Origin of the sequence: Enterobacter sp. SGAir0187, assembly GCF_002952735.2 — a bacterium.
GTDB classification, from domain to species: Bacteria; Pseudomonadota; Gammaproteobacteria; order Enterobacterales; family Enterobacteriaceae; genus Enterobacter; species Enterobacter quasiroggenkampii.
The window spans coordinates 955569-967962 of sequence record NZ_CP025034.2; the positions used below are offsets into that span (position 1 = coordinate 955569).

Annotated in this window: 11 protein-coding genes; 1 reads left to right on the plus strand and 10 read right to left on the minus strand. The window is 55.3% G+C overall.

The genetic code is table 11. The features are described from left to right. Positions 1 to 68 precede the first annotated feature (68 nt). Positions 69 to 848 carry an envelope biogenesis factor ElyC gene (elyC, locus tag CWR52_RS04685; protein ID WP_104948978.1) on the plus strand — a complete coding sequence of 260 codons (780 nt, stop codon included), beginning with the start codon at positions 69 to 71 and terminating at the stop codon, positions 846 to 848. Here the strand turns inward: elyC and CWR52_RS04690 are convergent. From CWR52_RS04690 to cmk, 10 genes are all read right to left on the minus strand, one after another. Next, positions 825 to 1718 carry a YcbJ family phosphotransferase gene (locus tag CWR52_RS04690; RefSeq protein WP_104948979.1) on the minus strand — a complete coding sequence of 298 codons (894 nt, stop codon included), beginning with the start codon at positions 1716 to 1718 and terminating at the stop codon, positions 825 to 827. The two genes, elyC and CWR52_RS04690, sit on opposite strands and share 24 nt — an antisense overlap. A 142-nt stretch (positions 1719 to 1860) precedes the next feature. Next, the gene (kdsB, locus tag CWR52_RS04695; protein WP_008499959.1) at positions 1861 to 2607 is read right to left on the minus strand and encodes a 3-deoxy-manno-octulosonate cytidylyltransferase; all 747 of its coding nucleotides are present in this window, start codon (positions 2605 to 2607) and stop codon (positions 1861 to 1863) included. Beyond that, complete coding sequence (ycaR, locus tag CWR52_RS04700; RefSeq protein WP_006174474.1) at positions 2604 to 2786, minus strand: protein YcaR; 183 nt, start codon at positions 2784 to 2786, stop codon at positions 2604 to 2606. The genes kdsB and ycaR overlap by 4 nt, the downstream gene beginning before the upstream one ends. A gap of 45 nt (positions 2787 to 2831) precedes the next feature. Further along, positions 2832 to 4061: a winged helix-turn-helix domain-containing protein gene (locus tag CWR52_RS04705; RefSeq protein ID WP_104948980.1), complete on the minus strand. Its 1230-nt coding sequence runs from the start codon at positions 4059 to 4061 to the stop codon at positions 2832 to 2834. 44 nt (positions 4062 to 4105) lie between these two features. Continuing rightward, on the minus strand, positions 4106 to 5083 hold the full coding sequence (lpxK, locus tag CWR52_RS04710; RefSeq protein WP_104948981.1) for a tetraacyldisaccharide 4'-kinase: 978 nt from the start codon (positions 5081 to 5083) through the stop codon (positions 4106 to 4108). Next, entirely contained in the window at positions 5080 to 6828 is a 1749-nt protein-coding gene (msbA, locus tag CWR52_RS04715; protein WP_104948982.1) for a lipid A ABC transporter ATP-binding protein/permease MsbA, read from the minus strand. Before msbA ends, lpxK begins: the two co-directional genes overlap by 4 nt. 35 nt (positions 6829 to 6863) lie before the next feature. Continuing rightward, positions 6864 to 9128, minus strand: a complete 2265-nt coding sequence (locus tag CWR52_RS04720; protein ID WP_104948983.1) for a ComEC family protein — start codon at positions 9126 to 9128, stop codon at positions 6864 to 6866. 214 nt (positions 9129 to 9342) lie between these two features. Then, positions 9343 to 9630, minus strand: a complete 288-nt coding sequence (gene ihfB / locus CWR52_RS04725) for an integration host factor subunit beta (RefSeq protein ID WP_008499965.1) — start codon at positions 9628 to 9630, stop codon at positions 9343 to 9345. A gap of 170 nt (positions 9631 to 9800) precedes the next feature. After that, the gene (rpsA, locus tag CWR52_RS04730) at positions 9801 to 11474 is read right to left on the minus strand and encodes a 30S ribosomal protein S1 (protein ID WP_008499966.1); all 1674 of its coding nucleotides are present in this window, start codon (positions 11472 to 11474) and stop codon (positions 9801 to 9803) included. Between the two features lie 111 nt (positions 11475 to 11585). Beyond that, positions 11586 to 12269 carry a (d)CMP kinase gene (gene cmk, locus CWR52_RS04735; protein WP_024907794.1) on the minus strand — a complete coding sequence of 228 codons (684 nt, stop codon included), beginning with the start codon at positions 12267 to 12269 and terminating at the stop codon, positions 11586 to 11588. Positions 12270 to 12394 lie beyond the last annotated feature (125 nt).

Below are 12394 nucleotides of genomic sequence, written 5' to 3' on the forward strand. Positions count from 1 at the left end.
AATGAACCTCTCTGGTGTAATATCACCGGCAATCACCTGCTATATGGTCAAAAAAGGAACCAAAAAGGATGCTTTTTACCCTTAAGAAATACATTGGAGGGATGATGCTTCCCCTTCCGCTGCTGCTCATCATCATCGCGCTGGGGCTGGCGTTGGTGTGGTTCAGTCGCTTTCAGAAGAGTGGCAAAACGCTTATCACGCTCGGCTGGCTGGTCTTGCTGCTGTTGAGCCTGCAACCGGTCGCGGATGGCCTGTTACGCCCCATCGAAAACAGGTACCCAACATGGCAGGGAAATCAGAAAGTGTCGTACATCGTGGTGCTGGGCGGTGGATATACCTGGGATCCTGACTGGGCCCCGAGCTCAAACCTGATCAACAACAGCCTGCCACGGCTGAACGAAGGTATTCGCCTGTGGCTGGCGAATCCGGGATCAAAAATGATCTTCACCGGCGCGGCGGCCAAAACGAACCCGGTGAGTACGGCGGAAGCGGGCGCCCGGGTCGCGGAATCACTCGGCGTACCACGCTCCTCCGTCATCACGCTGGACAGCCCGAAAGATACTGAAGAAGAAGCTGCCGCAGTGAAGCAGGCGATTGGCGATGTCCCGTTCCTGCTGGTGACCTCCGCCTCGCACCTGCCGCGCGCGATGATTTTCTTTGAGAAGCAAGGCCTGCACCCGCTTCCCGCACCCGCAAACCAGATGGCCATCGACGCACCGCTCAACCCGTGGGAACGGGCGATCCCCTCCCCGGTGTGGCTGATGCATAGCGACCGCGTTGGCTACGAGACGCTCGGACGCCTCTGGCAGTGGCTGAAAGGATCCTCAGGCGAGCCAGGGCAAGAGTGATTTTGTTGCCAGATCGAAGTTTGCGCGATTGAATCGTCCGGTGTTCACCAGCTGCGCGACTTCGTCCCAGAGCAGATAGAGCCAGCGTCGCCAGAGAAACGCTTCCGCAACGGGGGCGCGCTGAAGGTAATGCCACAGTAAACCTTCCGCCGCCCCGCTGTCGCTGAGCCTGAACAGCTCATATTCGCGTGGTGCCCAGAGCATGATGCCCGGCCCCACCATTGCCAGAAGCTGATCGCTGCGGGCGTCTTTGAGCATGCTGCGCAGGGTAAAATTGCCGTGGATCAGCACACAGTTGTCATTAAAACCTTCGAACAAGGCCGGTAAGCACTCCCGGGTGCGAAACAGGATACGTTTATCCTGCATGGTTAAACCGGTATTGTTGAACTGGTTAAGCGTTCCCCACAGCACTTCAACCCGCTGGCGATACCACAACGGCCAGAGATTTTCCTGAGTACTGTCGACCGGCCCAACAAGTCCGCGGCTATCCTGACGGTGCCAAGCCAGCAGCGCCTCGACAATCTGGTCTTTCAGCTGCTCCCAGCGTTCCGGCGTTCGCGCGGGCGCTTCAACGGGCACACCGCGTAAACGCTCAATCAGCAGTACGTCCGGGCCGGGGTGTTCCTCATGGGTCATCACGCCATACACTGTCGGCATACGCACGGTTCCCTCCCGCGCCAGCATCGACATTTTCCATGCAAGCTGCCTGGCAACGCCGGGTGACGTGAAACTTCTTGCCATTAGCGGCATCGGGTTACCCTGACTGTCGTAAAGCGACCAGAGCGTGGTATCGGCTTTTTCACTCACGCATTCGACCCGGCTTAACTTTTCACCCAGCAGATGGCTAAGTTCGGCACGCAGCTGTTCCATATGAGATTACCCCCATTAAGACTACTGCTTTTATAATGAGCGTCCTTAATGAAGATGTCACCCGGAAGAGATCAATCAGGAAAAAGAAAGTGAAAAATAAAGCGGAGAGTGCATCCCTCCCTGCGGAGAGATGCCGGTAAGATTAACGCAATTCGGCGCGGACGCGCTCAAGATCTTCAGGGGTGTCTACGCCCGTGCCGGGAACTTCCTCAGCAACGGCAACGTGAATTTTCTCGCCGTACCAGAGCACGCGAAGCTGCTCCAGCATTTCGATATGCTCCAGCGGGCTCGGCGCCCAGGCCACATAGCGGCGAATAAAGCCGGCGCGATAGCCGTAGATCCCAATATGACGCAGGAAGGTATCACCGATGGTCTCTTTAGAGAGCGCAAAGCGATCGCGATCCCACGGGATCGTGGCGCGGGAGAAATAGAGCGCATAGCCTTCCGCATCCATGACGACCTTCACCGCATTCGGGTTGAACGCTTCTTCTGCATGATGAATGGGTACCGCCAGCGTCGCCATTCCGACCTGACGCTGCGCCAGGTTTTCGGCCACCTGACGGATAATGACCGCGGGGATCATCGGCTCGTCACCCTGCACGTTTACGATGACCGTATCATCACTGAAACCGCATTTCTCAACCACTTCCGCCAGACGTTCGGTACCGGACTGGTGATCGGCGCGAGTCATGCACACCTCTCCGCCTGCGGCCTCAACCGCACGAGCGACATCCGGATGGTCGGTGGCAACAATCACGCGGTCAGCACCCGATTCACGCGCACGCTCGAGGACATGCACAATCATCGGCTTGCCGTTAATATCCACCAGCGGTTTACCCGGCAGACGCGTTGAAGCATAACGCGCAGGAATAATGACGACAAAACTCATGGCTTGCTCTCTTCTGCCACCAGGGAACGGGCTTCATTTTCCAGCAATACCGGAATACCGTCACGCAGCGGGAAAGCCAGACTGTCCAGCTTGCAAATGAGCTCTTGTTTGTCCTGGCTGTAGTAAAGTTTGCCGTTGCATACCGGGCAGGCAATAATTTCAAGTAAACGGTGATCCATAGTTCCTCCGTATGGGTAATCGCTAAAGCTTAACACATTCCCTTTTCAGGACGTGCCTGTTTCCCAGCCACTTCGACAGGATGTAAACAGTTCGTCGGGTACCCGGCCCAGCGTCACGTCGTCGGCCCCCTGCCAGCGCGCGAATTCGCTAATGGCGGACGTTAACCCTTTTTCCAGGCTCGCCGTCACCCTGACGCCCTCTTGCAGATAAAGCGCAATAATTTCAAGCGTGCCGGTCTTGCGGTGCATTTTGGCGTCCATGCGCCCGACCAGCTGTCCCTTATGCAGCAGCGGTAAAACAAAGTAGCCATACTGGCGCTTTGGGGCCGGGGTATAACATTCCAGCCGGTAGCAGAAATCAAAGAGCTGCTCGGCGCGTTTTCTGTCCCAGACGACCGGGTCGAAAGGCGACAATACCGCGCTGTGGGTTGCCTGAAGTTTCCCCTCCAGAGCCTGAGGCAATAACGGGAGGAGATCCGCATGCAGCCACATTTCGCCCAGCGTTTCCACGGTAACGGGAATAACGCGCTGCTCGTGTTGCCACATGTCCAGCAGCGGTTTCAGCACGGGCTGGCGCAGGCGATAATAATCTGCCAGCCACTGCGCGCGAAAAATCCCCAGACTACGGGCGCTGTTTTCTAACATAATGGCCTCGGCCACCTCCTGGGTAAGCAGGTCGCGCTCGTCGTCCCAGTGCGGCATCACGCGATGCGTCAGATCGTAGACGCGCTGAAAGTTACGCCGCTCAATCACCATGACTTTCCCAGAGGTAAATAATCCTTCGAGATGACGTTTGTGCGGCTTCCACTCCCACCAGCCGCTTGTCCCCTTGCGCGGGTGTTCAAAATCGGCAGAGCGTACAGGACCATTTTCCTGAATATGCGCGATGAGTTGCTCTATTTCAGCCGCATGTTCCAGCATCCAGGCCTGTCGGTATTTCCAGCCCATCTTTTCCGGCGCAAGCATGCGGTGACGCACCAGGGCAAAATCGCTGCGGGGCAGGAAGCAGGCTTCATGCGCCCAGTACTCCATCAACTCCCCCTTGCTGAGCGCCTCATCCAGCCACTGAGAAGGATAGCTCCCCAGGCGGCTAAACAGCACCAGGTAAGGGCTACGGGCCACAATATTAATGGTGTCGATTTGGAGGAGCGACATGCGCTGTACGGTAGAGAGGATATCGGCAGGCTGCGCGCGGCGGCGGGGCTTTTTGAGCAGCCCCTGCGCGGCCAGGTGGAGATTACGTGCGGCTGAAAGCGAGAGTTGCGGTAAAGACATGCGTTTTCCTGTCAGTCAAAGCGCCACCAGAACCGCGTAAGCCTTTAGTGCACCAACGCAATCAGTTCCTTGAGCAAATGTTCCGGCTGCTCACCGCTAAGTTCGGCGTCAACCGGCAGATACCACCAGTTATCTTTCGCAAAGACGCGGCATTTCACCGCATCTTTTTCGGTCATGATCAGCGACTGCCCGGGTGCGGTTAGGGCGTCTACCTGCCCTTCCACCAGCGCCTGGTGGTCGGCCAGCGGAACACGTTTTTCCAGCCGGGCACCACACTGTTCCAGCGTCGCGAAGAAGCGCGGCGGATGACCAATGCCCGCCATCGCTACCAGTGAAGGAAGCTCTGAAACCGACCGGCGTTCACCCGTCACCAGGTTGATTGCCAGACCCGGCTGCAGGTGCATCGGGATTTCACCCGTTTTCGCCTCACCCCCGTTCACGATCACCGCATCAACGGACTTCAGACGCGAAGCGCGTTCGCGCATGGGTCCGGCAGGTAACCACCAGCCGTTCCCAAAACGGCGAACCCCGTCGATGACCACAATCTCTTTATCTCGCGCCAGGGCATAATGCTGCAGACCATCGTCAGTGATAATGATCTGTACCGCATGTTCGGCAAGCAGTGCCTGAACGGCATCGCTGCGCACCGGGGAAACCGCGACCGGTACGCCGGTACGCTGGAAAATCAATACCGGTTCATCACCCGCTTCAGCCGTCGTGGTTTCCGCCGTCAGCAACAGCGGGTAATGCGCCGCTTTACCACCATATCCCCGCGATACCACGCCCGGGCGTATACCGCGCTTTTGTAACTGCTCCACCAGCCAGATCACCACCGGCGTTTTGCCGTTGCCGCCCGCCGTAAGATTACCGACAACCACAACCGGCACAGACGCGCGCCAGGCCCGCTTTACCCCAAGACGATAAAGCAGACAGATAATGCCGCTCACCAGGCCGTAGAGCCAGGAGAGCGGCAAAAGCAGCAGCCACAGCGGGGATTCACCGGACCAGATGCGTGCAATCATTCGCCGAACTGCATCTTATGAAGCTGAGCGTAAACGCCGCGGTGTTCCAGCAGGCCAGCATGGCTTCCACGCTCAACAATGATACCGTCCTCAACCACGACGATTTCATCAGCCTGCTCGATAGTCGACAGACGGTGCGCAATCACCAGCGAGGTACGGTTCTTTTGCAGCTCATCCAGCGCGGACTGAATCGCGCGTTCAGATTCCGTATCCAGCGCAGAGGTCGCTTCGTCCAGGATCAGGATCGGGCTGTCGCGCAGCAGCGCACGGGCAATGGCGATACGCTGACGCTGCCCACCGGAGAGCAGTACGCCGTTCTCACCGATGATGGTATCCAGACCGTTATCCATCTTGTTGATAAAGTCCATCGCGTAAGCCATACGCGCGGCGTTCTCAATCTGCTCGCGGCTGTACTCTTCAGTACGCGCATAGGCAATATTGTTTGCCACGGTATCGTTGAACAGGTGCACGTTCTGAGAGACCAGCGCTACCTGATTACGGAGCGACTGCAGGGTATACTCCCGCAGGTCGTGGCCGTCTAACAGAATTTCACCTTCGTCAATGTCGTAGAAACGGGTGATCAGGCTGGCAATGGTCGATTTACCCGAGCCAGAACGGCCTACCAGCGCAACGGTTTTCCCCGCTGGAATGGTCAGGTTGATATTGCGCAGAGCCGGTGTTTCGCGGCCAGGATAGGTAAAGGTCACATTGCGGAACTCAACGTCGCCGTGCGCACGCTCAATGACGCGTTTGCCTTCATCTTTTTCCTGTTCGGAATCCAGAATGCTGAACAGGGTCTGGCAGGCGGCCATCCCACGCTGGAACTGGGCGTTTACGTTCGTCAGTGACTTCAGCGGACGCATCAGGGCAATCATTGAGGAGAAGACCACGGTAATGGTACCCGCCGTCAGCGTCTCCATGACGCTCGGGAAGCTTGCTGCATACAGGACGAACGCCAGCGCCAGCGAGGCAATCAGCTGAATAATCGGGTCAGAGATGGATGAGGCCGAGACCATTTTCATCCCCTGCAGACGCATTTTGTTGCTGACTTTATCAAAGCGTTTGGTTTCGACGTCCTGGCCACCAAATATCAGCACTTCTTTATGCCCTTTCAGCATCTGCTCTGCGCTGGTGGTCACCTGCCCCATCGTGTTCTGCATATTCTTACTGATATTGCGGAAGCGCTTTGACACGACGCGGATAGCAATAGAAACCACCGGTGCCAGAACGATAAGGATAAGCGACAGCTGCCAGCTGTAGTAGAACATCATTACGAACAGGCCGATGATCGACGCGCCCTCGCGCACAACGGTAATCAGCGCGCTGGAAGAGGAAGAAGCAACCTGCTCGGAGTCGTAGGTAATACGCGACAGCAGCGTCCCGGTTGACTGCTTGTCAAAGAACGCAACCGGCATGCCCATCATGTGACTGAACAGTCGACGGCGCATGGTCATCACCACTTTCCCGGATACCCAGGAAATGCAGTAGCTTGAGATATAGCTGGTGATACCGCGTAAGATCATCAGTCCGATAACCACCAGAGGCATCCATAGCAGCACTGAGCGATCCGTTTTACCAAAACCGTCATCCAGTAACGGTTTAAGAAGCGATAGCATAAAAGTATCGCTGGCTGCGTTGAGGATTAACGCTACACCCGCCACGATCAAGCCTGCTTTAAAAGGGGCAATCATCGGCCAGAGTCGGCGGAACGTTTGCCACGTGGAGAGATCTTTGTCGTTATGCATTCAAAAAACCAGCATTGTTGAAATAGCCGCATATTCTACCCGTTATCGACGGGCGCGCCAAACCACTGATGATACCAACGTGGTAAAATTTGCTCTCGCAAGCGCCGGATTTGCCAGTGATGTTGCGAGAATGTCACCGATATTTGTCCTGAGTGAGGGGTATCGTGCCAGATATACCCCTCTTTTCGATAGCGTCGGACAACTTTTGGCGACGGGAAATGCCATGCGTTATAGCGGCCCGCGGAATCCAGGGCGATCTGTCCTCCCACCCGCTGTACCAGCGGCAGTGAAGACGAGGTGTTACTGCCATGATGGGGCACCTGTATCAGCGTGGACGTCATATAGCGCCAGTAATGGCTAAGCATAGCCTGTTCCGCTTGCGCTTCAATATCTCCTGTTAACAAAACACTTTGCTCCCCGTCGTCCACCTTTACCACGCAGGAACGGTTATTCCCCTGGGCCGGGTAATTTTCAGGGGGCCAGTGGACGGTGAAGGTTAACCCCTGCCATTCCCATTTCTGCCCACGAAAACAGGGACGGTGTCCGGTCCTGCGCAACGGGCTTCTTATCCATATATCCGGCCATGCTTTTTGCAACGAAATGAGGCCTCCAGCATGGTCGAGGTGTTCATGACTGAGAATCACCCCGTCTGGCTGCAGGTGATGCCAGCGAAGCCAGGGAATAATTAACCGCTGCGCGCTGTCTCCGTCCGGCCAGGCGAGCCCGGTATCATAAAGAATGGCTTTTCCCTGCCTTTCAATGACCATGGCCAGCCCTTGTCCCACGTCCAGCATATGCAGCGTCCAGCTCTCGCTTTTTGCCGCTCGCCAGAGAGGAAACGTCAGTAAGACGCTGCCTGCAAGACAAACGGCAGGAACGGTTTTCCAGGCACGAAAACGCCAGGCAATGATGATCAACCACGGCAGTAATGCCAGGGTTTGCCAGCGTTGATCGACATTCTGCCAGCCATCAGGCAGGCGCATCAGTAGCCAGAAGAGTCCCGCAAGCGACTTATCGGCAGCAAACCAGATGGCACTTTCAACCGCTGCCAGCGGTAGCAGATGGAGCAACATACCGAGCAGGATCAGCGGGACAGAGACAAACGTGACCAGGGGCACGGCAAAGAGATTCGCGACCAGGGAGGAGAAGCTGAAGCCATGGAAAATCAGAACCTGTAACGGCATGAGCAGCAGCAACATGCCGACCTGCAGATAAATCAGGTTCGCTAGCGGCCGTATACGTCTTGTCCGCTGCCAGTCGGGAAGCGGCAGCCACTGAAACCAGAAAATCAGCGCGGCGACGGCAAAGGCTGACAGAGCCAGACTCTGCGAAAGTACGGCCAGGGGATCGTTAATCAGTATCGCCGCGATACAGCAGCTCCATATCTGCCAGGGAGACCATTGACGGCCAGCGATCCGCAACATGGCAAGCACAGCAAGTGCGATGACCGTCCTCAGCGCAGGCGGTTGCAGGCCGGTAAGCCAGGCGTAGAAAGCAGCAAAGATTAACCCGGCAAGGAGAGGCATTTGCCAGCGGACCCGATGGCTGGGTAATAAAAACTGGAGTCCACGTGCAAGTAACCAGACGAGAGAGGCTGCCAGCGCGATATGCAGACCCGAAATCGCCATCAAATGTAGCGTGCCGGTTTCCCGCATCAGATCTTTTATTTCCCGCGGTACATCCAGGCGTTCCCCCATCCCAAGGCCCAGGATAACCGATCCCCATGGATAAGCAGAAAGTCGGTTTTGCAGCGACATCAGATATTGCGCTCGCAGGCTGCAGCGCCCGTCGACGAGCTCCGCACGGGTGAAGCGCCCGCTCAGAGTTTGATGTCGGGCAAAAGCGCTGCGCTGAGCATCATAACCGCCGTCGTTCAGTTCGCCGTGTGCAGGCCTGAGCCTGAGCGTCATGGTCCAGCGCTGACCGGCACAGGCTTTCTGCGGCAGATAATTGCCATACAGCGTTACGCCGGTGGTGGCCCACCAGCGCTTCCCTTCGACGCTGCGAATGTTTCCCTGATGCAAAGTGGCGCCGTCGGTCGCGGTGAGCTCTACCTCAGCCTGCACGGCCCCCGTTGTTAAATGCTGCATCGGCCAGACGCTCTCTTGCGCGGCAAGAATGCCCCACGCACAAAATAACAGCGTGATACCAGCATACTTCATTCGACGGTTTTGCCATGCAGCAAGCACTATCCCGCCAGCCACCATGAGCCACACGGCGTAAGGTGACGGCAATTCAGGTAACCAGAGTAACGGAACTGTCGCCAGCATGGCGCAGACACTAAGCGCGGGAATTCCCATTGCTACCTCCCTGTTTCAGGGTGGCAGTATGCAAGCAGGGTGAGCGGGTCGTCAGGTGTGAAGGATGCGATTTACAGCAAGCGCAGCAAGGTATTTTACGGGTTGCAGAAAACGAAACGGAAAATGCGGGGCACCTTCAGAAAGAAAGCGACGGGTACAAAAAAAGCACCCGCAGGTGCTTTCTTTCGAACCCAGTTTAACCGGCTGGCTAAACTCAGTTGCCGTAAATATTGGCGCGATCGCGCAGTTCTTTACCCGGCTTAAAGTGTGGAACGTACTTACCTTCCAGCTCGACTTTATCGCCAGTTTTCGGGTTACGCCCGGTACGTGGAGCACGATAGTGCAGAGAAAAACTACCGAAACCGCGGATTTCAATGCGCTCGCCCTGGGCAAGAGTGGAGGCCATATGCTCCAGCATCTCTTTTACGGCATCTTCCACTGCTTTGGCAGGGATATGCGGTTGCTGACTGGCAAGTCTTTCAATCAATTCTGACTTGGTCATGATTCCTCCGGTTCCTTTCAAACCAATTAGCTGAACAGCTTATTAAACAAGGGCGGCCGTAGCCGCCCTTTGTTATTGATTACAGGACGAATCCTGTAATCTGTCAAGTTTGCTCCTCATCCTTCACGCTGTAAATGCATTACAGCGCACATGATGCTGAGAACCTGATATTACTCGCCTTTAGCTGCTTTGAAAGCTTCAGCCATTGCGTTGTTAGAGAAGTTTGCATCTTCCTGTTTGTTAACAGTTGCGATTGCATCTTTCTCATCAGCTTCGTCTTTAGCACGAACAGACAGGCTGATTGCACGGTTCTTACGGTCAACACCGGTGAACTTAGCTTCAACGTCGTCGCCTACGTTCAGAACCAGAGTGGCATCTTCAACGCGGTCACGGGAAGCTTCAGAAGCGCGCAGGTAACCTTCAACGCCGTCAGCCAGTTCTACGGTTGCGCCTTTAGCGTCAACTGCAGTCACTTTACCGTTTACGATTGCGCCTTTCTTGTTCAGTGCAACCCAGTTGTTGAACGGATCTTCTGCGAGCTGTTTAACGCCCAGGGAGATACGCTCACGCTCTGCGTCAACCTGCAGAACAACTGCAGCGATTTCGTCGCCTTTTTTGTATTCACGAACTGCTTCTTCGCCTGCAACGTTCCAGGAGATGTCAGACAGGTGAACCAGGCCATCGATGCCGCCGTCCAGGCCGATGAAGATACCGAAGTCAGTGATAGACTTGATTTTACCTTCAACACGGTCACCCTTGTTGTGGGTTTCCGCGAACTGCTGCCATGGGTTGTTTTTGCACTGCTTCAGGCCCAGGGAGATACGACGACGTTCTTCGTCGATATCCAGAACCATCACTTCCACTACATCACCAACGTTAACAACTTTGGATGGGTGGATGTTTTTGTTGGTCCAGTCCATTTCGGAAACGTGCACCAGACCTTCAACGCCTTCTTCGATTTCAACGAAGCAGCCGTAGTCAGTCAGGTTGGTTACGCGACCAGTCAGTTTAGTACCTTCTGGGTAACGCTTAGCGATAGCTACCCATGGATCTTCGCCCAGCTGTTTCAGGCCGAGGGATACACGAGTACGCTCGCGGTCGAACTTCAGCACTTTAACAGTGATTTCGTCGCCCACGTTCACGATTTCGCTTGGGTGCTTAACGCGTTTCCACGCCATGTCGGTGATGTGCAGCAGGCCATCAACGCCGCCCAGGTCAACGAATGCGCCGTAGTCAGTGAGGTTCTTAACGATACCTTTGACTTCCATGCCTTCCTGCAGGTTTTCCAGCAGCTGATCGCGTTCTGCGCTGTTTTCGGATTCGATAACGGCACGACGGGAAACAACAACGTTGTTACGCTTCTGGTCCAGCTTGATTACTTTGAACTCAAGCTCTTTGCCTTCCAGGTGCAGAGTGTCACGAACTGGACGAACGTCTACCAGAGAACCTGGCAGGAACGCACGAATACCATTCAGCTCAACAGTGAAGCCACCTTTAACTTTGCCGTTGATAACACCGACCACAGTTTCAGCTTCTTCGTAAGCTTTTTCCAGCGTGATCCATGCTTCGTGACGTTTCGCTTTCTCACGAGAAAGCAGGGTTTCACCGAAGCCGTCTTCTACTGCGTCCAGAGCAACGTCAACTTCGTCGCCAACCTGGATTTCCAGCTCGCCCTGGGCGTTTTTGAACTGCTCTGCCGGAATGGCAGACTCAGATTTCAGACCGGCGTCAACCAGTACTACGTCTTTGTCGATAGCAACAACAACACCGCGAACGATGGAACCCGGGCGGGTTTCGATTTCTTTTAAGGATTCTTCAAACAGTTGAGCAAAAGATTCAGTCATGTTTAATCTTCAGGTTAATATTAACGTCCACCTGGCTCCGTGCCGGATGGGGTTGTTTCACATACCCGCCGTCAATCCCTTGCAGCGGGGGTACTGCTAAATCGGTCGCGATTACGCGAGTGCCAGTTTTTGGCGCGCATATTGTAGCGCTTTTTCAATCACTTGCTCAATAGTTAAACTGGTTGAATCCAGAACTAATGCATCTTCTGCTGGAACAAGTGGGGCGACGGCGCGGTTACGATCGCGGTCATCGCGCTCTTTTATCTCGGATAAAAGGCGATCAAAGTTAACACTAAACCCCTTTTCCTGCAACTGAAGCATGCGGCGTTGAGCACGTTCTTCTGAAGAGGCGTCAAGGAAAATTTTCACAGGTGCATCAGGGAATACCACGGTTCCCATATCGCGTCCGTCCGCGATCAAACCCGGGGCTTCACGAAACGCGCGCTGACGACGCAACAGCGCCTCGCGAACGCGCGGGAAGGCCGCGACCTGAGAGGCCGCATTCGCCACTTCCTGAGTACGAATTTCCCCGCTCACGTCTTCCCCTTCAAGGATGACTTCAAGGTTGCCATCGGTCGACACGAAGCGCACATCCAGATGCGCAGCCAGCGGAACCAGCGCTTCTTCAGACGCGACATCCACGTGGTGATGCAGCGCAGCCAGAGCCAGCACGCGATAGATTGCTCCCGAATCTAAAAGATGCCATTGCAACGCTTCCGCCATCGCTTTGCACAGAGTCCCTTTCCCTGCGCCACTCGGCCCATCAATGGTGATTACCGGGGCAATTGCCGTCATCTTTTTCTCCTTAAATAAGGCATACCGTTAACATGAACGCCGCGCATTATACGCGTCAACGTGCGCAACTGTTACCTTTGCGTGCAAATTACGGATTGATTGAAGCAGAGTGTAGAAGAAATGAA

What these genes read in the sequence shown, in the direction of transcription:
- CWR52_RS04705 (WP_104948980.1), bottom strand. Translation starts at nt 4,061, where the DNA reads ATGTCTTTACCGCAACTCTCGCTTTCAGCCGCACGTAATCTCCACCTG.
- CWR52_RS04720 (WP_104948983.1), bottom strand. Translation starts at nt 9,128, where the DNA reads ATGGGAATTCCCGCGCTTAGTGTCTGCGCCATGCTGGCGACAGTTCCG.
- CWR52_RS04690 (WP_104948979.1), bottom strand. Translation starts at nt 1,718, where the DNA reads ATGGAACAGCTGCGTGCCGAACTTAGCCATCTGCTGGGTGAAAAGTTA.
- lpxK (WP_104948981.1), bottom strand. Translation starts at nt 5,083, where the DNA reads ATGATTGCACGCATCTGGTCCGGTGAATCCCCGCTGTGGCTGCTGCTT.
- kdsB (WP_008499959.1), bottom strand. Translation starts at nt 2,607, where the DNA reads ATGAGTTTTGTCGTCATTATTCCTGCGCGTTATGCTTCAACGCGTCTG.
- ycaR (WP_006174474.1), bottom strand. Translation starts at nt 2,786, where the DNA reads ATGGATCACCGTTTACTTGAAATTATTGCCTGCCCGGTATGCAACGGC.
- elyC (WP_104948978.1), top strand. Translation starts at nt 69, where the DNA reads ATGCTTTTTACCCTTAAGAAATACATTGGAGGGATGATGCTTCCCCTT.
- rpsA (WP_008499966.1), bottom strand. Translation starts at nt 11,474, where the DNA reads ATGACTGAATCTTTTGCTCAACTGTTTGAAGAATCCTTAAAAGAAATC.
- cmk (WP_024907794.1), bottom strand. Translation starts at nt 12,269, where the DNA reads ATGACGGCAATTGCCCCGGTAATCACCATTGATGGGCCGAGTGGCGCA.
- msbA (WP_104948982.1), bottom strand. Translation starts at nt 6,828, where the DNA reads ATGCATAACGACAAAGATCTCTCCACGTGGCAAACGTTCCGCCGACTC.
- ihfB (WP_008499965.1), bottom strand. Translation starts at nt 9,630, where the DNA reads ATGACCAAGTCAGAATTGATTGAAAGACTTGCCAGTCAGCAACCGCAT.